Source organism: Ponticaulis sp., from assembly GCF_029210165.1.
Taxonomy (GTDB): Bacteria; Pseudomonadota; Alphaproteobacteria; order Caulobacterales; family Hyphomonadaceae; genus Ponticaulis.
This window is the reverse complement of the sequence record NZ_JARGNT010000001.1, coordinates 1,966,585-1,989,709: the sequence shown is the minus strand read 5'-3', so window position 1 is coordinate 1,989,709 and position 23,125 is coordinate 1,966,585. Positions and strand designations below refer to the sequence as shown.

Here is a 23,125-nt window from a genome sequence, read left to right as displayed (position 1 = left end):
GCAGTCTTACGCGCAAAAGGTTTAATTTTGCGGGAGCAGACGTTTACAATTTCATCAATTGGCGTTGACGATTACTCACCATTGCCCAGCAGGAAATGCGCGCTGAGCGTTGCGACGGGCCGTGCCCGTTCCGATTGCCACGCTTCAGCATGAACATTGGCGATGCGCCGCCCCTGCTTGGTCACTGTCGCGCGGGCATAAAGGTTTTCTGCCTTTGCCTGGCGCAGATAGTCGATGGTCAGATTGATCGGCTTCGCCAGGCTGACCTCGTCAGAGAGCAGAAACAGCTGGGCCATCGCCGTCAGTTCAAGAAACGCACCTGTCGCGCCGCCGTGAAGTGCACGAATGGACGGGTTGCCGATGATCTTCTCTTCGAATGGAAGGATCGCCGTCATTTCATCGCCCATGATTTCACATTTAAAACCGATAAAATCGGCAAACGGCGTCCGGTTAAGATAGTCCTGAAGCTTCTTCTGACGCTGGAGAATGTCCTCGCTCATCAGCTGCCCTCCCCGGTATTCGTGGGAAAGCCTTTAATGGTGTTCAGAGCGAATGATCCGGACGCAGTAGCAATCACGCGGTCGCGGCTTTCATGATAGGCCCAGGCGCGCGTGAACGCGACGGTGCGGGTCATGTGATAGCACTCGGCCTCGGCGATGATATCGCGGCCCACTTCTGCCGGACGCATATAATCAATACGGAGATCGAGCGTCGCGGTGGACTTCATTTCAGAGAGGGCGGCAATAACCGAAACACCGGACACATTATCCAGCAAAGCTGTTACAACACCGCCATGGATAATACCGGTCTCGATGTCGCCAATTGTCTCTGGTTTATAGGGCGCACGCGCGATAGCCTTACCAGGCTCAAGATCGACCAGCTCAAACCCTAGCGTGTTCGCATACGGCACCTTATTTATGATATTAGGTGCATATTGCCGAATAAGATCGAAGAAATCAGGATTCTCTGTCATGGCACCTCACTACACCGAGTGTCAGCGTACGGAAATAGATAATCACCATGACTGACGCGAACGACATCGCCGGATACTGGACCGGATGGTATGCCTATGGCACCGCCGCAGATGACCAGCGTATACCGTTTTCCGCCTTTCTGGAGTCGGTTGCCGAACTGGAATTCACCGGCACGACACTGGAACCAAACACCTTCGCCGCGCCAATGCTGCGCGAGCTTTCAGCCGATGTCATGGGCGAAATGGCCGGTGAAAGCGTGATCTTCGAAAAGCTGTACCACCCCGGCCCGGAAGTCCATCAGGCCCATATTCAGTATCTTGGACGACTGTCGGATGAGGCGAGCCGGATTTTTGGCGAATGGCATGTCGGAACCGGCGAAGATTTTCTGTCTGGTCACTTCGAAATGGTGCGCCTGTCACGGCGAACCGTAGAAGCTGATGCGATATTCTCTGTCGAATCGCCTGCCTTCCAGCTTCCGGATGAATTAACCCGCCCTTCAACCCCTCCGGACACGGACGGCGAGGACACGCAGTCCTGAGTGGATATTCGCTGGGCATAAGACCAGCTATCTCGCCGTGACGTGCACGGAAGCGATTGAGTTTTGATACCTGCAATTTTACAGTAGGGTCCGCTCGTGCGGAAAACCGCCAGCCGATTCAAGTGACAGCGCCAGATGATGATTTCAAAGACCCAGGGCAAACGAGAGCGCTCCAAAGCTGCTAACCGTGAAGCAATTCTGGATGCTGCGCGTCTTGTTTTCGCAGAACTCGGCTATGAGACGACGACTGTGCGGGACATTATCCGCCGGACCGATCTGGCGAGCGGCACCTTCTACAATTATTTCAAATCCAAAGAAGAAATCTTCGAAGCGCTGGCGGAAACGTCTGCGGCTGAATTCGGTCGCCTGCTCAGAACACTGCCGCGCGAAAACATCAGCTTTGAAGAGTATCTCAAATGCGCCTTCAGTGCTTATTTCCACTTCATTGTGGAACGACATGCCGAAGTTCTGAGGCTCGCAGCACCCAAAATCCATATTAGCGATGTGCGGTCCGATACACCTGAAATGAACGCCATTTTTCAGGAGATCCGCAAGGACATCGAGACCATCCTCGCCTCCGAAGGCTCGCCTGATATCGACACCGCCTATCTGACCGCCTCCGCTATCGGGATCGCCCGCGAACTTGGCGATGTCATGCTCACGCGGATTTCAAATGATCAGGATCAGACCGAGAAGCTGGTTGAACAGGCGACGGATTTTGCGACTAATCTGATCTTGTGTGGTATCCGCCATGCTTTTGATGAAATTCGCACCTAAGATAAAACTCAGCGAACAAAGATACACGGGGAAACGGGCATGAGCTTTAGCACTATGCTGGCCAAAATGGTCATGAAGCTGCCGAATAGCTGGCTGGTCAAAATGTCTGGGGGACACCCGGTCCAGCTCGGCGGACGCACGCTGGACCCACACTTCCAGATGATTGCCCACTCCGCGCGCAAGCAACCGCCTATGTCTTCACTCAGCCCTCAAATTGCCCGGGCGGCATCAGCAGAAGGCCTTGCGCTTTTTGCCGGCGACCTGCCATCCGGCGTTACGACGGAAGACACAAGCATTCCGACAGAGACGCATTCCATCCCGGCCCGCATTTACAAGCCGTTCGGTCAGGACCCGAACATGCCGGTCATCGTGTTCTACCATTTTGGCGGCGGCGTGATTGGCGACCTCGAAACAAGCCACGAATTTTGCGGACTGCTGAGCCATATCTGTAAAGCGCCGGTTGTTTCTATCGACTACCGTCTTGCCCCCGAACATAAATGGCCATCCGGTCTGAATGACGCGATTGCGGCCTATGAGTGGTGCTTACAGGAAGCTGAAAACCTTGGTGCATCTCCGGGCCATGCTGCCGTGGCTGGCGATTCCATGGGCGGTAACTTCACCGCCATCGTCGCGCAGGAAATGATGCGCGATCACAAGCCGCAGCCCGTGCTTCAAATTTTGATCTATCCGGCAACAGAAATCGAGTTTGAATCATCCAGCATGAATATCTACGCCGACAGCTACCCGCTGACGCGCGACACAATGGAATGGTTCATCGACCAGTATCTGCCGGAAGGCGCAGACCGCGAAGACCCGATGATTTCGCCTATGTGTTCCACCCAGCTGGAAAACCTCGCGCCGGCGATTATTGTGACAGCAGGCTTCGACATTCTGCATGATCAGGGCAAAGCCTATGCGGATCGTCTGACAGATGCAGGCGTTGACGTGGTTTACCGGTGCTATGACAGCCTTGCCCACGGCTTTACGGCCTTTATGGGCATTTCACCCGCAGCACGGAAAGCCTGCGAGGATATCGCCGCGCTCGTTCGTGACGAGTTGCGCGAGCGGGTTTAAAACCGCTCTACGTCAGAATTTCGGAATTCGGTAACGTCACCACAAAGACAGATGCGGGCTTGTCTGCGCCCGCGCCTGACTGGCGTTCCAGCGTCAGATCACCGCCATGGAGGCGTGCAATACGGCGCGCCAGTGGCAATCCAAGCCCGCCAACAGGCTTGTCCTCTTCTTCGCGCTTACGGCCCTTCTGGAACATATCGAAGATGATCTTTTCATAACCGTCCGGAATGCCCGGACCGTTGTCTCTGATCTCGATATGTGTGTTCTGCTCGCCGCGATAGACATCAACGCGAACTGTAAGGTCCTGATCCTTCGGCGTGTGAACCAAAGCATTCTCGAACAGGTGTACAAACATTTCCTGGATACGGACATCATGCCCGATACAGGCTTCATCCCCGCGATAGTCGAGCACCGCATTATTGCGTTCTTCAGACATCATCGCACGCTCGAAAGCCGAGGCCGCAAGCTTTTTCAGATTTACTTCTGAAGGCTCGTCCAGACCTCGCCCGAGACGTGCATACGTCACGATGCCATCAAGCATCTCGGACACGCGCGAAACACTGTCTTTTACAATATCAAAATGCGCTTCAGCCTGCGTGGTGTTCCCCGCTTCCAGCTCGCGTTCATAGAATTCAAGAAACTGACCAATGTGTCGAACCGGTGTTCTCACATCATGAGCTATGACAGAAGCCAGCTCTGCAAGCAGAGCGGTGGAGTCTGCCTGGTCATGTTCAAAGGATACTCGTTTAGGCACTTATTCCCCACCCCGGGTTCAATGTAGTCAAGTTAACGCGAAGGTCCCCTCCGCCTTTAAAAAATCAATATCTGAAATCAGCATACAAAACGTTCAAAGAACCTTAAGGCTGCATTGAGTCTATCAAGTTTCGCAAGAAAAATGCACGAATCACTTCTCTATTACATGTGCTCTTCGGGCAGTTCTTCGGGCTTTAACAGTCATAGTGACAGTTAAGCTCTGTAAAGTCTGTGGAAGAATTATCCTAAGTTATTGCAGGTTTGTATATTTAACAGTATCTTGGACTTGTACTATCTGAGTCTAAACATGCGCATCCACTATGTAGAAGATAACGCGCTCGACGCGAAAATCCTGACCGAAATGGTTGGGGAAGAGCGCGATATTCAGCTCAATATCAGTGAGCGCATTGAAGACTTTCAGCGCCTGTCACAACTCGGACCAGCTGATTTTGTATTGCTGGATGTGCGACGGCCAGACGCCATTTCCATCGAAGATGATATCAAGCGCGTCCGTGAATTCACCGACGCGCCAATTGTATTTGTGACCTCTGACGACGCCGAAAACATGCGTCAGGAGGCCGTTTCCAGCGGTGCTGAAGCCGTTATCGACAAGATCGATCTGAGCTCGAAGCTGCTGAAGCAGATTCTCGCCAACTCGAAATGGCGCCGCAAAGCACCCGACCAGCCCGCAGAAGGCAAGGTCAGCTCGCGGGATATCAAACGATCTGTCGAATCGCTCAGAGGTCCGTTCTCCTACATTGAACTCAGTCTTCAGACGCTTCTGGAAACCATGGAAGACTCCGGCCGCTCCAGCACGGCCGATTATGTCGCCCACCTTCTGGAAACCGTTCGCGCCATTCGCGCCTATTCAGAAGACGATCTCTCTCAGGCGACACGCACACCGATCCACGAGCTATTGCTTGAAACGGCTGAGCGCGTGTCCAGCACTGCCCAATCGAAACAGGTGAATCTCGTCTTCGAGACGGAGACATCCTGGTTCACGCAAATTGGCTCTCGCCCGCTCGCGACACTTGGCATCCAGCACCTCGTTGCGGGCATTCTGCGAGCCTGCGAGAAAGGTGACCGCGTTTCCATTCGCTCAGAACGTCATGAAGACGGTATTGCGCTGAATATTTTTGTCAGCCGGGCAGTCATTCCGTCGAAGGAAGCCTTGTTCGATCTGACGAAAGCAGCGCCATCGCTCGGGCTGGATTCAAAAGCGTCCCTGCAACTGGGCCTGACCTTGCTTTCAGTGCCACCTGAACAAGTCGATGTTCACGTGCACAACGGTAATCTGTTCCTGAAGCTGATCGTTTAGCCCTGGCGGCCAAACATTTGCGAACTGCGTTCGTCAAAGGCTGCCTGTTCGCGCTTTTGAATTTCCTGACGCTCACGGAGCTTGTGCTGCTCAAGCAATTGCTCAAGTCGTTTCAATTCAGCAAAGGCACGGTTGATCGCCTTCTGGCAGTCTAAATGAGCCTGATCGGCCAGCTTAAGCGCTTCATCCAGATGAGATTTGCGGAGCTTTTGGCGATCCAGAAATGCCGCGAACCCGAGCCCCGCCATGGGTGAACCGTCAAACATTGATGCCTCGGCTTCAATGCTGGCTTCGCACGATGCCATCTCCGCAAGAATTTCATTCCGCGTTTCAAGAGCACGACGCATCTCGATTGCGAGGGCATCAACGTCCTTCTGCGCGCGCTTGATCAGAGTTTCGAGCGTCTTACTCATGCGCTGGCATCATAAATCTGGCGGAGCGCATCAAATACGGCGTCCGGCGCGGTCGGGTCTGACTGGCTTTGTGTCAGGAACTCATTCAGTCCTTCGTTCAGGCGAATTGCGCGATCCGTCTCAGGGTCGGCGCCCGGCGCATATGCCCCGATCCGGATCAATTCTTCCATGTCGGAGTATGTAGAGATGAGGCGGCGTACATTACGCACTAGCTCAGCCTCTTCCGGTCCGTGCAACTGGGATGCAAGACGCGAAAGCGATTTCAGAATGTCGACCGCAGGATAACGCCCGCGCTCACCGATATGACGCGACATAACAATGTGACCGTCGAGAATACCGCGCACCGCATCGGCGACGGGTTCATTATGGTCATCACCATCGACAAGAACAGTGAAGAGCCCCGTAATGCCACCTGATCCCTGTTTACCAGGTCCGGCACGTTCCAGCAGCTTTGGAAGTTCAGCGAACACAGATGGAGTGTAGCCGCGCGTTGTGGGCGGCTCGCCCGCGGCAAGGCCAATCTCGCGCTGCGCCATGGCAAATCGTGTCACGCTATCAAGAAGACATAGCACCTGCCGCCCCTGATCACGGAAATACTCGGCGACAGCAAGTGCAGACATTGCAGCCCGCTTACGCGCAGGCGCAGGTGCATCAGATGTTGCGGTGACGATAACAGAACGGGCGAGCCCATCCGCACCGAGGGCATCCTCAACAAACTCGCGAACTTCCCTGCCCCGCTCACCGATCAGACCAATCACAATCACATCCGCATCGGCGCCTTTGGCCAGCATGCCCATCAAGGTCGACTTACCAACACCAGAGCCTGCGAAAAGGCCAAGACGCTGTCCCTGACCGCACGGCGTGAACAAGTCCATGACACGAACGCCGAGATGCAGGCGTTCTTCAATACGTGAGCGCGTATGTGCAGAGGGCGGCGGCGCATCTACAGGCTTGGCGTACGGGCCGTGTGGCAATTCCGGGCCACCATCCATCGGCAAGCCAAACGGATCAACAACGCGGCCAAGCCACTTGTCAGACGGGTATAGAACGGCGGGTTCTGTCTGAAAGAAGACTTTAGCGCCGGGATAAACAGCCTGGCTCTCTTCGCAGGCGAGCAACACAGCCAGCTCACCGCGAAAACCTACAATCTCCGCCAGAGGACCATTCGGCGCGCCTATATGCGCGAGCGCGCCAATGCGCAAAGCCGTTCGAGGTCCACTTGCCTCGATACGCAGCCCTTCAAGAGCTTCAACGCGACCGGTCAGCTGAATAGCCGAAGCGCGTTTAACGTCCCGAATGAGGTCCTGAAGCATGATATCGCTACGATCAGAGTGAGGGTGAAAGTTTCCTCAGAGAGTCGTCCTATGCGCTTAAGCATTCGTTAAGAGCGTGGCCCGTTTTGTTCATTCATTAATGAGGCGAATGTGTGTTTTCCCCGTTAAGCACGGTGCCATCTGGTAACGAACCCGGCCCAACTCGTTAACAAAGTGCCAAGAAAATGAGTCAAATTTCATAGGGTATTGCCTGAAAATGAGAATCAGGGAGTCTTTGTCCACAGGCTTCTCGAATCTCAAAACCCCCGTAATTGCTGGGGTTAACACATCAAAATGACGGATTAGAAATCTTCGTTAAAATTTTTGATGCGAAAAGGAGTTCGCGTTAACCATTTCGCAACCCGACAACTGTTTACCTATAGGCGAAGACCGCCAACGCGTTACACTGTTAGTGATTCGGGAGACGACTTGATGCGCGTACTATTGATTGAAGACGACCACGCAGTCGCTCGCAGCATCGAGCTGATGCTCAAAGCAGCTGGGTTCAACATCTACCAGACGGACCTTGGTGAAGAGGGCGTCGATCTTGGTAAAGTGTACGAGTATGACATCATCATTCTCGACCTTTCACTTCCAGATATTTCAGGCTTTGATGTTCTCAAGCAGCTCCGCATGAGCCGCGTGAACACACCAGTTCTGATCCTCTCCGGTAACCCGGACATTGAGGCGAAAGTCAAAACGCTCGGTTACGGCGCTGACGACTACCTCACAAAGCCTTTCAACAAAGACGAACTGATCGCTCGTATCACTGCAATCGTCCGCCGATCTAAAGGTCACGCTGAAAGCGTTATCCGCACTGGCGAGATCGTTGTGAACCTCGACGCGAAGACTGTTGAAGTTGGTCAGCAGCGTGTTCACCTCACTGGTAAAGAATACCAGATGTTCGAGCTTCTTTCCCTGCGCAAGGGTACGACGCTCACCAAGGAAATGTTCCTCAACCACCTATATGGCGGTATGGACGAGCCTGAACTGAAGATCATCGACGTCTTCATTTGTAAGCTCCGCAAGAAGCTTCAACAGGCTACCAAGGGCAACCACTATATCGAGACAGTCTGGGGCCGTGGTTACGTTCTTCGTGACCCTTCTCCAAACGCTCAACAGCTTCGCGACGAAGAAGCCGCTTAAGGCCTTCACGCAACTGAAAAAGAGAACGGCGCCCCAGGGCGCCGTTTTTTTTATGCCCTTCCCCATGAAAGCGTGATTTCAACCCTCGCCACGTAAACGCAATTGACAATCATTCTCATTATCAATATCGAACCCTTATTGATAATGACTCGCAATTGCGTCAGGGGAAATCCATGTCACTTTCGAAATCAGGTTACAGCGCCGGAGTCATCGCGCTGCTGACCGCTCTCAGCTTCACACCACAAGCCTTCGCGCAAGCCGCGTCCGGCGAACCAGCCGATGCAGAAAGCCGCCAGGAGACGATCATCGTTGCAGGCGAAGTCGATGCATTTGGCGCCACCAAAACAGATACACCTATTACCGAAACCGCTCGCTCTGTTTCGATCGAACCTGCGGACGTATTCATCGAACGCGGCGCACTCAATCTGTCCCAGACAGTGTCTTACGTGTCAGGCGTAACAGCTGAGACATACGGCTTCTCCACTAGAGGCGACTGGGTCACATCCCGCGGCCTCTCTATTCCGCGCTACCGCGACTCCATTCAGGAGCTTTTCGGCAGCTATAACACCACGCGCGTAGAACCGTGGACGGTGGAACAGGTCGAAGTGCTGCGCGGCCCTGCATCCGTACTTTACGGACAGGGATCACCGGGCGGTCTTCTGAACGTTGTGTCCAAAACGCCCCGTGAAGATTTTGGTGGCTCCCTCGTAGCAGAACTTGGAAACTTTGACCGCTATCAGCTGGCTGGCGACATCACTGGGCCGGTTGCAGGAACAGACGGCCAGCTGCTCTTCCGAATGGTGGGCTTGTATCGAAACACCGGCTCTCAGGTCGATTATGTCGACGAAGAAACAGGCGTTTTCATGCCCTCCCTCACCTGGCTGCCATCGCCTGATACAAGGCTGACTTTGATCGGCATCCATCAGGATACAAAAGGCGACGTCGCTGCCCAGTTCATCCCGGTGGAAGGCACGCTCTTCCCTCATAACGTCACCGGCGAGTATATCGATCAGGACGTCTATGCAGGCGAACCGGACTTCAATTTCTTCGATACCAAGTCAGACCAGATCACGCTTCTGGGCGAGCATCGCATCAACGAATACTGGCGCCTTGAGGGTACCGCACTCTGGCGCTCCGGCGAGGCAGCTTACCAGCAGGCCTGGCCAACTTTCACTGGCGCCGGCCAAAGCCGCTACCTGAACCAGTATCTGGGCGTTCCCCTGTTCACCGAAACGACGGTTGCACGTTCATTCTACGCAGCGGACAACACGTCTGAGCAATACGCCGCAGACCTGCGCGCCAAGTCTGATTTCTCTACAGGCCCGCTAGAGCACAACCTGCTTCTGGGCATACAGTATCAGGATGTCGAAACCGACAATAACACAGCCTATTTCTTCGGTGGCGGCGTTCTGTCAGGTGACTTTTCTTACGTCTTCGACCTCGCCAATCCGGTTTACGGAAACTATCCGGACCAGGCTGTTCTGGACGCTATATACACGGATGGAACGCCGCAGCAGGTAGAGGATCTCGGTCTGTATGTCTCCGACCAGATTTCCTACGAAAACTGGCGGTTCACCCTCGGTCTTCGCTATGACGAAATCGAGAGCAATACGGGCGCGGCAACACAATCTGACGACGCCATCTCAACCAGCGTAGGCGTGCTCTACCAGTTCGAGAACGGCCTGTCGCCTTATGCAAGCTATTCGGAAAGCTTCGAACCCGTCATCGGTACAGACCTGAATGGCAACCAGTTCGAGCCCGAAGAAGCCCGCCAGTATGAAGTCGGCCTCAAATACGAACCGACAAACTTCCCGGGTCTGGTCACACTCGCCTATTACGACATCGAGATCAGCAATCTGCCAAACCCGAACTCGCTACCAGGAAATGCAGGTCAGCAACAGGGCATCTCGACCTTGCGCGGCGTCGAACTGGAAGGCCGTCTGCAACTCGACAATGTCTTCCTGCAGTTTGCAGCGTCAACAATCGATGCCGAAGACCCGAACGGCTTCCGCCTGTCAGGCCAGCCTGACAGCACAGCCTCAACATGGGTCACATGGCGTCCGGAAGGCGCATGGGATGGCTTCCGTGTCGGTGGTGGCGTCCGCTATGTTGGCGAAAGCGTGTCCGAGACAGCGACCGCCAGATACGACACACCGTCCTATACGCTTGGCGATCTGATGATCGGTTACGAATGGGATCAGTGGGACTTCCAGATCAACGCACGCAATATTGCCGATGAAGTGTATCTGACCTCGTGTCTGACACGCGGCGATTGTTTCCCCGGCCTGAGACGTACCGTGGTCGCCCGACTTGCCTATGAGTTCGGCTCATGATCCAGCCAGCTGTCATTACAGCCGGGTTGAGCCTTGCCGCGATAGCGGCAGGGCTTTTCCTGCTTTTCTACGCATGGAAACACAGGTCTCAACCTGTTGCTCTCGGTGCAGGTTGGGCGCTGATCGCAGCGTCATTGATTGCGGCGTTTATAGCCAATGCAGATCGCGGCGTAGCCCAGATCATCGTGATCGCAATGTGCCTGACGGGCGTGTTCTTTGCCGCCAGTCTCCTGTCTAGCCTTCCGCGAGCTGATTACGCGGCTGGACGAAACAGGAAAGCGGATACGTCACCAGCACCTTCCTCTCCTGTTCGTAAAAACCTGGCGCGGGTCTGGACCTTCATACTGACAGGTCCGGTCGCTGGCATCATCGCGCTTTTTGCAGCAGCAACCATGTTCCGCGTCATCAACCGGACGCCGGACCAGATCGCCACACATGGCGTGCTCGCGATCATCACCGCCGTCGTCCTCTGGGGCGTGATCAGCGTGCTTTTACTCATGGAAACAAGGCTTATGCGCCGCACACTCTTTGCTGTTTCCGGCGCAGCTATATTCGCCATCACGGCGTGGATCTGAGGGGGTAAATCATGAAACAGTCACTTTGGCCGCGCGCATCGAATAAACTGGTCGAACAATCGCTTAGCGCACACAGCGTTATGGGGCTGGTGATCAGCGCCATTCTCTACATTGTCTGCCTCAGCGGAACCGTCGCTGTGCTTGAAGACGAGTTTGGCTGGTGGGAAGCGGCACAGACGCCTGCTGTTCAAACGGTAACGCCACAGGCCGCACAAACCGCGGCCGAGAATGTTCTCGCAGCTCAGCCAGGCACAAGTCATGTCTATCTCTACCTTCCGCGCGAGAACTGGCCGCGCTTCGTCATTGGCGGAGATGATGGCGTTGAGGCTGCTGGATCAAACGGCGAAGTTGTGGGCGCTTATGAAACGGCGTGGAACAGCTTTCTGATTCACCTGCACTACTATCTGAATCTTCCCGAACAGTTCGGAATGATACTGGTCGCCATCTTCGGTGTGATGATGATCGCCATGTCGATTTCGGGCCTGCTCGCGCATCCGCGAATTTTTCGGGATGCCTTCCGTCTGAAAACGTCCGGGCAACAACGTCTTGTTCAGGCCGACCTGCACAATCGCCTCAGCGTCTGGACCCTGCCATTCAATCTTATCGTCGCAGGCACCGGCGCTGTCATCGGACTGTTCGTTGTCGTCGCACTGGTTCTCGCTCAGACAAGCTTTGACGGCGACACAAGAGCATTATCCGAAGCGATATTCGGGGATGAACCGGCAGCGAACGCAGCACCGGCGCCGCTTGCGGATGTCGAAACCGCGCTCGTAAATTTCGAAAGAGAAATCCCTGGCGTCGAGCCTTTCCTCATCATCGTGCACGATCCGGGCACGGCTGGACAGCACATCGACATTCAGGCCGAGCATTCAGACAGGCTTATCTATGGTGAAGCTTACCAGTTTGATGGCGACGGCACATATCTGGGCCATGCCGGTTTCAGTGACGGCTCAGCCGGTCGTCAGATTGCCTACTCAGTTTACCGGCTGCATTTCGGCGATTTTGGCGGAACTGCTATGAAGATAGCCTATCTGTTCCTTGGTGCATTGCTCTGCTTCATCGTCGCGACAGGACTGAACATCTATTTCTTGAAGTCGGCTGAAAAAGGCCAGCCAAAGCAACGGCTCGCTGCAGCATGGAGTGCATGTGTATGGGGCGCGCCCGCTCTGCTAGCGCTGACCTTACTCCTCAGCCTCGCTGGACTTGGCGAATACCTTATGAGCTGGGTGTTCTGGGCAGGTCTCACCGCATTGTCGGTTGGCCTTCCATTCGTTGCAGATGCGTGCCGTATTGGCTTCCTGCTGCGGCGCGCGACAGGCGCTGTGCTAATTCTAGCCGGCATACTGCATCAGATCATGTTCTTTAACGTCGCGTCTGACACAACATTTGCCGTCCTGAATGCATGTCTGATTGTTCTGGGCGCAGCACTGGTTGCCGGTCCGTTCTGGATCAAACAGGCACCGGCGAAGCAAACACAAAGCGTACTGAACAACTAATGCTCACACCAAAAAGCAGGCGCCTCAGCTCGTCTGGTGCGCCTGCTTTTCGCGACCATCGAAACGCGCCATCAAAGCCTTGTACCAGGCCTGATATGGTCGCTCGAACAACAGGTGGAGCAGGCAGGCCGCGACAACGGTCAGCACCAGCGTGATCCCCATGGTGAGGTCATTGGCATAAATGCTGATACCGGCTGTTTTTTCGACTAGAAAACCAACCACCATAAATGCTGGCAGGTGGATGAGGTAAAGCATGTAAGACGCATCCCCGACCAGCTTTCCTAAAAAGCCCAGACGGAAATTGAGCCCCAGCGCGCCATAAACGAGGAATGCCGCTGGCACACCCGCCTGCAAAGCACGCCACTCATGAAGTTCGTGACCAGGTACAAGAATGAGCGTTGCGAGAAGCCCCCCTGCCCCGAAAGCAAACATAGGGAGCGCAAAACGGCGCGCCCCTTTCATCCAGAGCTCGCAGATAATCATACCGAACAGCAGCTCGCTGACCGCCGGATGGAAGATGACGTTAAGACCGCCCGCATCAATATCCGCCACCGTGTAAAGCACAGAGAGAAACGCCCAGCTGAGCATGGACGTGAAGACGAGGCTGGTATCGGAATTCGGACCGCGGAAAGTCGCCGCGAAGAGCACATAGAACAGAAGCTCTATCGTGAGTGTCCATGAAATCTCGATGACGTGCGCATCAGACGGAAACAGGAAAATGGACCGGATCATTGTTTGCGGGTCTGCAAACCGGCTTGCATCTCCTGTCAGCACCCACAAGCCGATCAACAGCGCGAGATAGCCAATCAGAACGGCCCAGTAGACCGGGTAGATCCGGAAAAATCGCCCTGCCGTAAAGCGTCCGGATGACCAGACCGGCGCGCGCGCTGCCGCGTAGTAAATGATGAAGCCACTAATGACGAAGAAGATGTCTACGCCAAGTGCCCCTCCTTTAAAGGCCGAAAAGAGAACCGGATTGCCGTTCTCGCCGCCCGCCGACGCCGCATAAATATGAAATCCTGCGACCAAAAGGGCCGCCAAGCCGCGCAGCAGGTGAATTCCGGATAGCATATTGCTCGCTCTTGTCTCAGCGCGCACACGAACCGCTGGCAGGTGTGCCAGAATCCGTCATGCGCTGGTGTTCAATCGCTATTTTTGCAAACTGCGAGCCGCAAATTCCCCTCATGGGAGAAAATGGTGCACGAGCTGTGCTCACATGGCGGGTACACTCACGTATTTGATGGAATGCGGGGTTGATCGCCCTCCCGCAATGGATGTAGCAAGATACAACTATACACCGTACAATGGACGCTAATCATGACAGATCAGGCCCTACCGCTTGGCGAAACAGGTCAGCCACAAGCGACGCCGGAGCAAAAGCGCGCCACATTCATGGCCGTGATGATCGTCTTCCTGCTCAGTGCGCTGGACCAGACCATCGTTTCGACCGCGATGCCACGCATCGTTGCCGACCTACATGGCCTTGAGATTTATGCATGGGTAACGACGACCTATCTTCTGACATCGACCGTCATGGTACCTATCTGGGGCAAGCTCGGCGATATGTATGGCCGCAAAAGCGTACTGATTGCCGGTATCGGCATCTTCATTCTCGGCTCCTGGCTGTGCGGTCTTGCCGGCGAATTCGGTGACCTGCCTGTGCTTGGGTCCGGCATGACACAGCTGATTGTTTTCCGTGGCCTTCAGGGTATCGGGGGTGGCGCGCTTTTCACATCCGCCTTCGCGACGATTGCTGACCTGTTCGAGCCGCGTGAACGCGCAAAATATGCTGGTCTGTTCGGTGCCGTCTTCGGCCTTGCGAGTGTAGTCGGACCAATTATTGGTGGCTGGTTCACCGATCATGGCACCACGGACATTCTGGGTGTTCACATCGCAGGTTGGCGCTGGGTGTTTTATATCAACCTGCCGACGTCTCTTCTGGCGCTCTTCATGATCAGCCGCAAAATGCCAGATATCGGCACGCGCACGGGCGGCACGATTGACTATGTTGGCGGCATTCTGATCGTCACATCGCTTGGTGCGCTTATGCTCGCACTGACACACGGCCCGACAGACGGCTGGTTTGATCCTGCGGTAGATCTCCTCTTCGCGCTCGCCATTGTCACTGGCATTGCTTTTCTGATTGTGCAGAGCCGCGTAAAAGACCCGGTCCTGCCACTTGGCCTGTTCAGAAACAAAGCCTTCACCACGAGCATGATCTCGTCCTTCATCATCTCAATGGCCTTCATGGGCACGATCATTTACGTGCCGCTATACCTGCAGCTGGTGATTGGTATCAAAGCCACCAATTCCGGCTTCTCCATGCTGCCACTTATGGGTGGGCTTATACTGTCTGCCTTCCTAGTGGGCCGGCTCGTGACGAAGACGGGCAAGTATAAAGCCTTTATGCTTGGCGGCGCTGTGGTGCAGATCATCGGCTTATGGCTGATGACCCATCTGACCGAGAACTCCAGCGCCTATGACGTCATCTGGAGACTGTTCCTTGTCGGTCTTGGCCTTGGCCCGTCACAAAGCCTGTTTACGCTCGTCTCCCAGAGCGCATCACCAGTCCAACAGGTCGGCGTTGCGACCTCAACCGGCATGTTCCTACGCCAGACAGGTTCAGTCGTTGGCGTTGCGATCTTCGGTGCGCTGATGACTTCAAGGCTCACCGAAAACCTGTCTCAGCAGTTTCCTGAAGCAGCAGGTAATATCAATCTTGGCCGCTTACAGGCCCAATACATGACAGCAGAAACGGCTGGAGCCGCCGTCGAGATGCCGCCATTCCTGAAAGTCGCTTTTGCAGACTCCATGAGCTTCATATTCATGGGCGGTGTCGTGATCGTTATCTTCGCGCTGATCTCTATTCTGTTCGTGCCGGTCATCCAGCTGCGTGGCCGCGCTCAGCCGGAGAAGCCAATTCGCAAAGCAGAGCATGCGGTTGAAGATGCAGCCCCCGGCGCGCCTGTCACACCGGAATAGAAACGTTGCAACCTCTGAAAACAAAAAAGCCTGCCAGATATCTGACAGGCTTTTTTTGTAACTATCGAGACCGGATTAAGCGGCGCGAATGCCCGCACGACCTGCAGTGCCAGACTTTTCGTACAGCCCACGGAACTCTTTGTTCGGCGCAAATGCATCCACAACGCCAACAACCGTCTCAGCAGCACCGAGCAGCAGGAAGCTCGGATCATTCATCTGTGCCGAGAGGCGCTGAAGAATGTCGCGTTTGGTCTGAAGGTCGAAGTAAATCAGAACGTTACGGCAGAACACCACGTCAAATTTACCGAGCGGTGTCATCGGATCCAGCAGATTGACGTTTTTGAACTGAACCTTAGAACGGATGTTGTCAGACAGCTTCCAGACATCACCCTGCTGGCTGAAATACGTCATGAGCGTACGGATCGGCAGACCGCGCTGAACTTCGAACTGGCTGTAGAGACCAGCGCGCGCTTTATCGAGCACGCGATCAGAAATATCGACCGCTGTAATCTCTACTGGCGCACCGCCTGTCAGTGCCGGGTTCTGGTCCAGCATCATCGCGATGGAATAAGGCTCCTGCCCAGTCGAACACGCCGCGCAGAGAATGCGGATACGCTGACCCGGACGCTTCTCACGAAGTGCTGGCAGAACAGCTTTCTCGAGGTGGTCGAACGGCGTTTTGTCACGGAAGAAGAAGGTTTCATTCGTCGTCATAGCGTCGACGATGACCTTCATCAGGCGTTCGTCACGATTGCGGCGCACCATCGAAACCAACTCACCAATCGACTCAAGGCCTTCCTTACGCGCAATCGGCGAAAGTCGGCTCTCCAGGAGGTACATTTTGTCCTTGCCGATAACGATGCCTGAACGGCGTTTCAGCTCGGACGTCACGAAATCAAAATCAGCATCGTTCATGACATAACTCCATGGAGTGATTTGCCGACCGCGTCAGCAATTTCGTTCAGTGGATGGACAGAATGTGCAAGACCGGCATTGAAAACCGCGCCCGGCATACCCCAGACCACACTTGATTTCTGATCCTGTACGATGGACCGACCACCCTGATCGACAATCGTTGCAACACCCTGACACCCGTCAGCGCCCATACCTGTGAGCACGACCGCTGTCAGTGCTGCACCGTAGACTTTCGCAGCGGCGTTGAACAGAACATCAGCCGCAGGACGACAGAAATTCACCTGTGCATCCTGGTTCAGGCCGATTGTCGGCGTTGCGCCTTTTTTCTCGACGAACATGTGATAGCCGCCCGGCGCAATATAGATGCGGTTACGCATCACCTGCTCACCCTGCTGACCTTCGGCGACTTCGTGCTTACAGGTCGCATTGAGATGCTCTGCAAGGATAGACGTGAAGGTTGGCGGCATATGCTGGACGACCAGAATTGGAAGGTCCGTCTTTTTACAAATCTCCGGCAGAACCGCCTGCAGAGCCTGTGGCCCGCCTGTTGAACTGGCGACTACAATCGCATTTGGTCGTGTCCAGCGTGTCGGCGGCTTGTGCAGTTCCGGCTTGGACGGAATTTTGAGCGCGGGACGCGGCGCTTCATTCGGCTTGACCGACGCCGGACGTAGCGGCATTGGCGCCGGGAACGGGCGCTTGGCTTCTTCCGGCTTACCGAACAGACGAATCTTCTCAATCAGCGCATCGCGATAGGCTTCAGCCCCGCCAAGCTGGCTTGCTTCCGGCTTTGGGAGATAGTCCGTCGCGCCTTTCGAGAGCGCAGAAATCGTAACGTTTGCGCCCTTATGAGTGAGCGTCGACGCCATAATGATTTTGGCATTTGGTGCAGCGCGTCGCAGGTGCGGGAGAGCCTCAAGCCCATCCATGCGCGGCATTTCAACATCCAGGATAATTATGTCCGGACGCACTTTCGTGGCATCCGCCACCCCTTGCATACCGTCAGTGCTCACCACGACAAGCTCAACGCCGTCTACGCCCGTCAGCCAGCGGCGGGTAAGGCCGCGGACGACTGCGCTGTCGTCAATGAGTTGCACCCGGATAGGCGCCCCGGTTTGGGGTTTTATTGTTGCTGCAATGGTCATTTAATGTCCGATCAGACGAGGCCGACTTCGGCGAACTTAGATTCAATAATTTCGCTATCGAACGGCTTCATAATGTACTCATTGGCACCAGAGCGGATCGCTTCGGCGATATGGTCCATATCATTTTCAGTCGTGCAGAATACAACGATCGGATCTTCGCCGCCTGGTTCGCGACGCAGGGCTCGCAGGAAATCAATGCCGTTCATCACAGGCATGTTCCAGTCCAAAAGAACCGCATCCGGCATGGTCCGACGGCAGGCTTCCAGAGCCTCAGAGCCGTCGGCCGCTTCCTCGGTCGAAAAATGGAGATCTTCCACGATGCGGCGTGCAACTTTTCTCACGACGCGCGAGTCATCAACAATCAAACACCGCTTCATTTCAAATTCCCTTCAGAGACTACGCAGCTTTAGCGCCACGATCAGCGTCATTTTCACTTTCGAATGCCAGAATTTTGTCGATATCGATGACAACCAGAAGGCCGTCATCAAGGCGGTAGACACCCGATGCGATCTGCGCCCAAATTGGGTCGAGATTGCTCGGCACGTCTTCCCGGTCGCCATCATCCAGGGTTTTCACTTCGCCAACTTCGTCGATCAGAAGACCGAAAGATTCAGTCCCCTTCTCGATACCAATGGCCATTACAGAGGCATCATCTTCGCGCTTCGGAAGACCGAGGCGGGAGCGTGCATCAATTGCTGTCACGATCCGGCCGCGCAGGTTCAAAAGGCCTGCGACTTCCTTGGTTGCCAGTGGCACCGGTGTAATGGATTCCGGTGCAAAGACGTCGTGGATGCGCGATACTGCGGCGCCAAAGAGCTGCCCACCAATATAGAGCGTGATGTATTCAGTGCTGCTCATGCGGCTTGTCCTTTAAGGCTAGCGGTTTGATCGAGAACTGCGAGAAGGCCATGACGGTCAGACTTGCGGACACAGCCAGCGAAGTCAGGTGTCACGAGGCTTTCCTCGCGGTTAGACATTGCGACGCGAGGCACATCAGCCCATTCAGCGTCAGTAGAAAGCTTGTCGACGAAGGCACGGGCTTCCGCATCATTGTCGATGTCAGCAAGCACCACATCGAAGTCAGACGGCTCGATGTTCGCAGCAACAGCTTCTTCAACAGATGAGACTGTTGTTACGCGGTAACCGGATGCTTCGAGAAGCGGTGCCAGCATATTGCGGAAGAAGTCATGGCTTTCGAAGAGCAGAAGAGACTTAGGCTCTTTTGGACCTTCAGACATCGCCTTCGCCCAGTCATAGTCAGCCTGGCCGAGGAAGTGACCGATATCGATGACTTCTGTCGCCTTACCGCCGATAACCGCAGTACCGAGAACGCCTGGTGTTGAGTCGCCGATAGCAACTTTCAGCACGTCTTCAGTGATGTCGAGAACCTTATCGACGCCGATACCGACAACGCTGTCACCATTGTTCACAACGAGAACCGGCTGACGGCCTTCTTCGTTCGCTGTCAGGCCACCAGACATTGGAATGACCGGCATAAGCTGACCGCGGTACTGAACCACAGGGCCTTTGTTTGTCATCTCGAAGCGATCGACTTCGATTTCTTCCAGACGCGTGACGAGCGAGAGTGGGCACGCTTTTGGTTCTGCAGAGCCCGCAGAGAAGACGAGCAGGCTCGTTTTCTGGTCGCCACGAGAAACGATCTTGCGTGTCTCTTGTACCACCGGCTTGGTTCCTGTCGTTGATTTGTCGAAGGCAGCCAGTTTGGAAATGCCGTTCGGGTCAAGGATCATGATCACAGAGCCATCGCCCAGGATCGTAGAACCGGAGTACTCGGTAATGTCACGCAGAACGCTGTTGATCGGCTTCACAACGATTTCTTCTGTGTCGAAGACTTCGTCGACCACCAGACCGAAGCGCTGGGATGCAACCTGCATCACGATGACAAAGCGGTTCTTGTTTTCAGCGTTTGTGTCATCAAGCTTGAGTGCGTTCGCAAGCGGAAGCACTGGCAGCAGGCGATCACGCAGACGCAGAACCTGAGTACCGTTGATGGATTCGATTTTGTTCTCGCTGTTCGAACCAGTGCGAACCAGTTCCACGACAGAGAGCTGAGGTACCGCAAAGCGCTGGCCCTGAGACCCGACGATCAATGCAGACACGATTGCGAGCGTCAGCGGGATTTTGATCGTGAAGGTCGTGCCCTCGCCTTCGCGAGATACCAGATCGATCGCGCCGCCAATCAGTTCGATGTTTGTACGAACAACGTCCATACCCACACCGCGACCAGACAGGTTTGTCACCTTCTCGGCAGTCGAGAAGCCAGGCGCAAAGATCAGGCGGTGAATCTGCGCTTCCGTCATTGTTGTCGCTTCTTCCGGCGTGATGACACCGTTATCGAGCGCTTTCTGACGAATGCGAGCTGTTTTCAGACCGGCACCATCGTCGCGCAGTTCGATGTGGATGTGACCACCTTCGTGATAAGCGCGCAGAATGATTGTGCCTTCTTCAGGCTTGCCGACAGCCATACGATCAGATGGCAGCTCCAGACCGTGGTCACAGGAGTTGCGGATCATGTGTGTCAGCGGATCGCGAATAAGTTCAAGAACCTGACGGTCGAGTTCAGTCTGATCACCTTCCATGACCAGCTTGATCTTCTTGTTAAGGTCCTGAGCAGCGTCACGAACGATACGAGGAATTTTCTTCCACGCATTGCCGATTGGCTGCATGCGGGTCTTCATGACCGCATCCTGCAGTTCGCCTGTTACATTAGACAGACGTTGCAGCGGTGTCTTGAATTCAGAGTCGTCCATCTGACGGACCATCTGAAGAAGCTGGTTACGTGTGAGAACCAGTTCGGACACCATGTTCATCAGGTGCTCGAGCACATCCACGTTCACGCGGATAGACTGGCTGGCACGTGGTGTGTTCGATGCCATTTCAGGCTCGTTCGCAACCGCTTTTTCGATCGCTGCAGCAACAGCTGCCGGTGTGACGGCTTCTGGCTCTTCAGCGTCGTCCGCGGCTGCCTCAGGCGCAGCTGCTTCAGCTGTTTCTTCTGTCGCGTCAGGCGGATTGGAGAAGTCTTCAACTTCAACAGACGCAAACGCAGCTTCCAGTTCAGCGAGAGACACTTCACCAGGGCGGAGTTCGCGGCCAAGATCTTCATCCCAGCGTACATCGTCAGCGAGATTTGCCGGGCGAGGCTTCTTATCACTTGCTGCTGGCTTAGCTTCGGCTGCTGCAGGCTCAGGAGCTGGCGCAGGCGCTTCTGCCACAGGCTCAGGCGTACCAAGTTCGCCGTCTGCAGCCTTTTCAAGACGAGAGATCAGTTCGGCGTCATCGCCTTCCGGCTCTGTCTCGTGATTTTCAAGGTGAGCAAGCAGCGCTTTAATCTGGTCGATAGATTCAAGAACCAGAGTCACCAGAGGCGGTGTAACTTCAATCGTACCGTCGCGGAACTTGCCGAGCAGTGTTTCACCCGCATGGGCTACTGCTTCAAGACGAGGTAATCCGAGGAACCCGCACGTCCCTTTAATAGTATGCACAAGTCGAAAAACATTATTCAGAATGCCCTGATCATTCGGCTCCGCTTCGAACCGCACCAGTTCGGAGTCGATAACTTCCAGAGATTCCGATGTCTCGGTGAGAAATTCACTCAGAAGATCGTCCATAAAACCCACCTGTTATAAATTTATAGAGTTAGACGGACTGACCTTCGCTTATCTGGGTTAAAAAAATGCTTTCGTTGCGTAATTAATTGCAAGCTCAGCGACATTAGCTGCCGCCGAGTGCTAGCTTCTATTTAATTAGATCAAATCCAGTTAGGACTTCTTAAAGTCCAGTTACAGTGAAGCTCACGGTTTCTTCGCCTTCGGTGAAGCTGAAAGAACCGCCGAGTTCCTGGACGATCATTGTCATGAAGTAAGGCTGGATCGTGCGCGGGTCCCAACCATCTTCCGGTTCGGTGTTAGACAATGCGGCGCGAACGTCCGGCGCCATACGTGCGCGTTTACCAGACGCGACCAGATTGATGGTGAGCGTATCGTCCTGATCAACCGTCACTTTTAGCGAGCCATCACGTGACAGGCAGGCAAGCCCCAGCATGATGACGTTCATCATTACGCGGACCTGCGCGAAGGAGAGGCTCCCCGCATTGATGTTCCACTCAATCTCGCCCTTGTGAGACCCGACATATCCTTCGGCGATGGCTTTTGCCTCATGAAGCTCTGCGGCCCCTTTGGACATCCCCATTGAACCGAAGGCGTAGCGAAGAAACTGGAGGCGCGCGAGAGAGCGCGACGTGCTCTGCTCTAAAAGCTGTTCAGCCTGTTCACGCATATCCTGCGCAGAACTGTCCTGCATGAACTCAAGAGCGGACGACGCAGCGCCCACCGGTGACACAAGGTCGTGACATATTTTGGAAGCCAGATACGACGCAAGTCGGTTTGAATCGAGCAGCATGAGACAATCGTCCTTATTGTCCGACGGGTCACACAGCCGCGCTCAGTATGGGCCGCATAATCCTGTTAGATACAAAAGGCAGACCGAAAATGCCCGATCTCCCCAATCAGATAAGGAAACTACCTGATTCGGGGATCATTATGGGTAGACGATTTTTCAGACAGGTCAGAAATTTCGTCCCGTCCGGACCGCGCGCTGAAAAAAGCGAGCGCATAAAGTCCGGCTGACAGCAGCAGGCAAAGGAAGGACGCCGTTATAAACGCGAACCATCCATGACCTGATATGTATGTCGGGCCATCAATATTTGAGAAAACAATAAATCCGACCCCGAGCAGGAAAACTGCAAACCCGAGGCCGGAAACAATAAGTACTTTTTTGATCATGGATCAGGGTTTTACCACCCATCGGCCAGTATCATCATAGACATAATGTCCCGATGGCTGTGCCGCGACGAGGCGCTCACCCGTAATGCGTGCAACATCTGAAATATTGACGCCTTCGCGTGCCGCCATATTGGCATAGGCAGCCCGGCGGCCGGCATTCACTTCATCTACCTTGCGCATCACTGCGGCGTCTGCGCCACCGATCACACCAAGATATCCATCAATGCGCTCGCCTACTACGCCCTGATCCATTGCGCGCTCGAGGAGCGGGTCAAGTGCCTGTGCAGGGCTGACAAGCAATGCGAGGCCAGCAATCATGGCGGTCAGTGCAGTTTTGAACCATTTCATTTTACCATACTCCCGTCAGAACAGATCCGGATTATCAGCGATCAGTTCTTCAACCTCCCGGTCCAGACGAACCCGGACTTCCTGGTCGATACGAACATTAAGGTTGATCGTTATCGGCTCGGTCGGCGCAGCTACTCGAACTGTTGGCGTGCATGCGCATGCCAGCAAAGGTACAATTGTGATTAAAAGTCTCACACCTAAGTCTCCTGTCAGATGACGA

Annotated in this window: 23 protein-coding genes; 9 read left to right on the top strand and 14 right to left on the bottom strand. The window is 54.6% G+C overall.

Features of this window, described 5'->3' with window-relative positions; all coding sequences use genetic code 11:
• Nucleotides 1-71: 71 nt before the first annotated feature.
• Both P1U45_RS09715 and P1U45_RS09710 read right to left on the bottom strand, forming a co-directional pair.
• Nucleotides 72-500, bottom strand: coding sequence for a PaaI family thioesterase (locus P1U45_RS09715; protein ID WP_293619721.1), 429 nt, complete (start codon nt 498-500; stop codon nt 72-74).
• Entirely contained in the window at nt 500-973 is a 474-nt protein-coding gene (locus P1U45_RS09710; RefSeq protein WP_293609510.1) for a PaaI family thioesterase, read from the bottom strand. Before P1U45_RS09710 ends, P1U45_RS09715 begins: the two co-directional genes overlap by 1 nt.
• 47 nt (nt 974-1,020) lie before the next feature.
• On the opposite strand from P1U45_RS09710, the gene P1U45_RS09705 reads away from it, so the two are divergent.
• The 3 genes from P1U45_RS09705 to P1U45_RS09695 all read left to right on the top strand — a co-directional run bounded on the left by P1U45_RS09705 (nt 1,021) and on the right by P1U45_RS09695 (nt 3,363).
• Nucleotides 1,021-1,512 (top strand): hypothetical protein, encoded by a 492-nt coding sequence (locus P1U45_RS09705; protein WP_301058873.1) that lies wholly within the window; start codon nt 1,021-1,023, stop codon nt 1,510-1,512.
• Between the two features lie 135 nt (nt 1,513-1,647).
• Nucleotides 1,648-2,289 (top strand): TetR/AcrR family transcriptional regulator, encoded by a 642-nt coding sequence (locus P1U45_RS09700; RefSeq protein ID WP_022694784.1) that lies wholly within the window; start codon nt 1,648-1,650, stop codon nt 2,287-2,289.
• Between the two features lie 39 nt (nt 2,290-2,328).
• Entirely contained in the window at nt 2,329-3,363 is a 1,035-nt protein-coding gene (locus tag P1U45_RS09695; protein ID WP_301058872.1) for an alpha/beta hydrolase, read from the top strand.
• A gap of 7 nt (nt 3,364-3,370) precedes the next feature.
• Here P1U45_RS09695 and P1U45_RS09690 read toward each other — a convergent pair whose 3' ends face one another.
• Complete coding sequence (locus P1U45_RS09690) at nt 3,371-4,117, bottom strand: HAMP domain-containing sensor histidine kinase (protein WP_301058871.1); 747 nt, start codon at nt 4,115-4,117, stop codon at nt 3,371-3,373.
• A 306-nt stretch (nt 4,118-4,423) separates the two neighbouring features.
• Here P1U45_RS09690 and P1U45_RS09685 point away from each other — a divergent pair, with 306 nt between their 5' ends.
• A complete protein-coding gene (locus tag P1U45_RS09685) occupies nt 4,424-5,434 on the top strand; it encodes a response regulator (RefSeq protein ID WP_293609506.1) in 1,011 nt (336 codons plus the stop codon).
• On the opposite strand, the gene P1U45_RS09680 is transcribed toward P1U45_RS09685, so the two are convergent.
• On the bottom strand, nt 5,431-5,847 hold the full coding sequence (locus P1U45_RS09680; RefSeq protein WP_301058870.1) for a flagellar FliJ family protein: 417 nt from the start codon (nt 5,845-5,847) through the stop codon (nt 5,431-5,433). The genes P1U45_RS09685 and P1U45_RS09680 overlap by 4 nt on opposite strands.
• Nucleotides 5,844-7,160: a flagellar protein export ATPase FliI gene (gene fliI / locus P1U45_RS09675; RefSeq protein ID WP_301058869.1), complete on the bottom strand. Its 1,317-nt coding sequence runs from the start codon at nt 7,158-7,160 to the stop codon at nt 5,844-5,846. The genes P1U45_RS09680 and fliI overlap by 4 nt, the downstream gene beginning before the upstream one ends.
• A 432-nt stretch (nt 7,161-7,592) precedes the next feature.
• Between fliI and ctrA the strand changes: the two genes are divergently transcribed.
• The 4 genes from ctrA to P1U45_RS09655 all read left to right on the top strand — a co-directional run bounded on the left by ctrA (nt 7,593) and on the right by P1U45_RS09655 (nt 12,710).
• The gene (ctrA, locus tag P1U45_RS09670; RefSeq protein ID WP_022694778.1) at nt 7,593-8,306 is read left to right on the top strand and encodes a response regulator transcription factor CtrA; all 714 of its coding nucleotides are present in this window, start codon (nt 7,593-7,595) and stop codon (nt 8,304-8,306) included.
• 173 nt (nt 8,307-8,479) lie between these two features.
• Nucleotides 8,480-10,639, top strand: a complete 2,160-nt coding sequence (locus P1U45_RS09665; RefSeq protein ID WP_301058868.1) for a TonB-dependent siderophore receptor — start codon at nt 8,480-8,482, stop codon at nt 10,637-10,639.
• Nucleotides 10,636-11,214, top strand: coding sequence for a hypothetical protein (locus P1U45_RS09660; protein WP_301058867.1), 579 nt, complete (start codon nt 10,636-10,638; stop codon nt 11,212-11,214). Before P1U45_RS09665 ends, P1U45_RS09660 begins: the two co-directional genes overlap by 4 nt.
• An 11-nt stretch (nt 11,215-11,225) precedes the next feature.
• Nucleotides 11,226-12,710 carry a PepSY-associated TM helix domain-containing protein gene (locus P1U45_RS09655; RefSeq protein WP_301058866.1) on the top strand — a complete coding sequence of 495 codons (1,485 nt, stop codon included), beginning with the start codon at nt 11,226-11,228 and terminating at the stop codon, nt 12,708-12,710.
• Nucleotides 12,711-12,734: 24 nt separating this feature from the next.
• On the opposite strand, the gene P1U45_RS09650 is transcribed toward P1U45_RS09655, so the two are convergent.
• Nucleotides 12,735-13,781: an acyltransferase gene (locus P1U45_RS09650; RefSeq protein WP_301058865.1), complete on the bottom strand. Its 1,047-nt coding sequence runs from the start codon at nt 13,779-13,781 to the stop codon at nt 12,735-12,737.
• A 246-nt stretch (nt 13,782-14,027) separates the two neighbouring features.
• Between P1U45_RS09650 and P1U45_RS09645 the strand changes: the two genes are divergently transcribed.
• Complete coding sequence (locus P1U45_RS09645) at nt 14,028-15,692, top strand: MDR family MFS transporter (RefSeq protein WP_301058864.1); 1,665 nt, start codon at nt 14,028-14,030, stop codon at nt 15,690-15,692.
• 75 nt (nt 15,693-15,767) lie between these two features.
• On the opposite strand, the gene P1U45_RS09640 is transcribed toward P1U45_RS09645, so the two are convergent.
• The 8 genes from P1U45_RS09640 to P1U45_RS09605 all read right to left on the bottom strand — a co-directional run bounded on the left by P1U45_RS09640 (nt 15,768) and on the right by P1U45_RS09605 (nt 23,100).
• Complete coding sequence (locus P1U45_RS09640; RefSeq protein ID WP_301058863.1) at nt 15,768-16,607, bottom strand: protein-glutamate O-methyltransferase CheR; 840 nt, start codon at nt 16,605-16,607, stop codon at nt 15,768-15,770.
• Nucleotides 16,604-17,704, bottom strand: a complete 1,101-nt coding sequence (locus P1U45_RS09635) for a chemotaxis response regulator protein-glutamate methylesterase (protein WP_301058861.1) — start codon at nt 17,702-17,704, stop codon at nt 16,604-16,606. Before P1U45_RS09635 ends, P1U45_RS09640 begins: the two co-directional genes overlap by 4 nt.
• A 59-nt stretch (nt 17,705-17,763) precedes the next feature.
• The gene (locus tag P1U45_RS09630) at nt 17,764-18,129 is read right to left on the bottom strand and encodes a response regulator (protein WP_022694770.1); all 366 of its coding nucleotides are present in this window, start codon (nt 18,127-18,129) and stop codon (nt 17,764-17,766) included.
• A gap of 19 nt (nt 18,130-18,148) precedes the next feature.
• A complete protein-coding gene (locus P1U45_RS09625) occupies nt 18,149-18,610 on the bottom strand; it encodes a chemotaxis protein CheW (RefSeq protein ID WP_293609497.1) in 462 nt (153 codons plus the stop codon).
• Nucleotides 18,607-21,384 (bottom strand): chemotaxis protein CheW, encoded by a 2,778-nt coding sequence (locus P1U45_RS09620; protein WP_301058860.1) that lies wholly within the window; start codon nt 21,382-21,384, stop codon nt 18,607-18,609. The genes P1U45_RS09625 and P1U45_RS09620 overlap by 4 nt, the downstream gene beginning before the upstream one ends.
• A gap of 160 nt (nt 21,385-21,544) precedes the next feature.
• Nucleotides 21,545-22,174 carry a histidine phosphotransferase family protein gene (locus P1U45_RS09615; RefSeq protein WP_301058859.1) on the bottom strand — a complete coding sequence of 210 codons (630 nt, stop codon included), beginning with the start codon at nt 22,172-22,174 and terminating at the stop codon, nt 21,545-21,547.
• Nucleotides 22,175-22,560: 386 nt separating this feature from the next.
• On the bottom strand, nt 22,561-22,905 hold the full coding sequence (locus tag P1U45_RS09610) for a YdbL family protein (protein WP_293609494.1): 345 nt from the start codon (nt 22,903-22,905) through the stop codon (nt 22,561-22,563).
• Between the two features lie 15 nt (nt 22,906-22,920).
• Complete coding sequence (locus P1U45_RS09605; protein WP_027441594.1) at nt 22,921-23,100, bottom strand: YnbE family lipoprotein; 180 nt, start codon at nt 23,098-23,100, stop codon at nt 22,921-22,923.
• Between the last annotated feature and the right edge of the window lie 25 nt (nt 23,101-23,125).

Bases quoted from the DNA above. Each gene is read 5' to 3' on its own strand.
- P1U45_RS09715 (WP_293619721.1), bottom strand. From the start codon at position 500: ATGAGCGAGGACATTCTCCAGCGTCAGAAGAAGCTTCAGGACTATCTT.
- P1U45_RS09710 (WP_293609510.1), bottom strand. From the start codon at position 973: ATGACAGAGAATCCTGATTTCTTCGATCTTATTCGGCAATATGCACCT.
- P1U45_RS09705 (WP_301058873.1), top strand. From the start codon at position 1,021: ATGACTGACGCGAACGACATCGCCGGATACTGGACCGGATGGTATGCC.
- P1U45_RS09700 (WP_022694784.1), top strand. From the start codon at position 1,648: ATGATGATTTCAAAGACCCAGGGCAAACGAGAGCGCTCCAAAGCTGCT.
- P1U45_RS09695 (WP_301058872.1), top strand. From the start codon at position 2,329: ATGAGCTTTAGCACTATGCTGGCCAAAATGGTCATGAAGCTGCCGAAT.
- P1U45_RS09685 (WP_293609506.1), top strand. From the start codon at position 4,424: ATGCGCATCCACTATGTAGAAGATAACGCGCTCGACGCGAAAATCCTG.
- P1U45_RS09680 (WP_301058870.1), bottom strand. From the start codon at position 5,847: ATGAGTAAGACGCTCGAAACTCTGATCAAGCGCGCGCAGAAGGACGTT.
- fliI (WP_301058869.1), bottom strand. From the start codon at position 7,160: ATGCTTCAGGACCTCATTCGGGACGTTAAACGCGCTTCGGCTATTCAG.
- ctrA (WP_022694778.1), top strand. From the start codon at position 7,593: ATGCGCGTACTATTGATTGAAGACGACCACGCAGTCGCTCGCAGCATC.
- P1U45_RS09665 (WP_301058868.1), top strand. From the start codon at position 8,480: ATGTCACTTTCGAAATCAGGTTACAGCGCCGGAGTCATCGCGCTGCTG.
- P1U45_RS09660 (WP_301058867.1), top strand. From the start codon at position 10,636: ATGATCCAGCCAGCTGTCATTACAGCCGGGTTGAGCCTTGCCGCGATA.
- P1U45_RS09655 (WP_301058866.1), top strand. From the start codon at position 11,226: ATGAAACAGTCACTTTGGCCGCGCGCATCGAATAAACTGGTCGAACAA.
- P1U45_RS09650 (WP_301058865.1), bottom strand. From the start codon at position 13,781: ATGCTATCCGGAATTCACCTGCTGCGCGGCTTGGCGGCCCTTTTGGTC.
- P1U45_RS09645 (WP_301058864.1), top strand. From the start codon at position 14,028: ATGACAGATCAGGCCCTACCGCTTGGCGAAACAGGTCAGCCACAAGCG.
- P1U45_RS09640 (WP_301058863.1), bottom strand. From the start codon at position 16,607: ATGAACGATGCTGATTTTGATTTCGTGACGTCCGAGCTGAAACGCCGT.
- P1U45_RS09630 (WP_022694770.1), bottom strand. From the start codon at position 18,129: ATGAAGCGGTGTTTGATTGTTGATGACTCGCGCGTCGTGAGAAAAGTT.
- P1U45_RS09625 (WP_293609497.1), bottom strand. From the start codon at position 18,610: ATGAGCAGCACTGAATACATCACGCTCTATATTGGTGGGCAGCTCTTT.
- P1U45_RS09620 (WP_301058860.1), bottom strand. From the start codon at position 21,384: ATGGACGATCTTCTGAGTGAATTTCTCACCGAGACATCGGAATCTCTG.
- P1U45_RS09615 (WP_301058859.1), bottom strand. From the start codon at position 22,174: ATGCTGCTCGATTCAAACCGACTTGCGTCGTATCTGGCTTCCAAAATA.
- P1U45_RS09610 (WP_293609494.1), bottom strand. From the start codon at position 22,905: ATGAAATGGTTCAAAACTGCACTGACCGCCATGATTGCTGGCCTCGCA.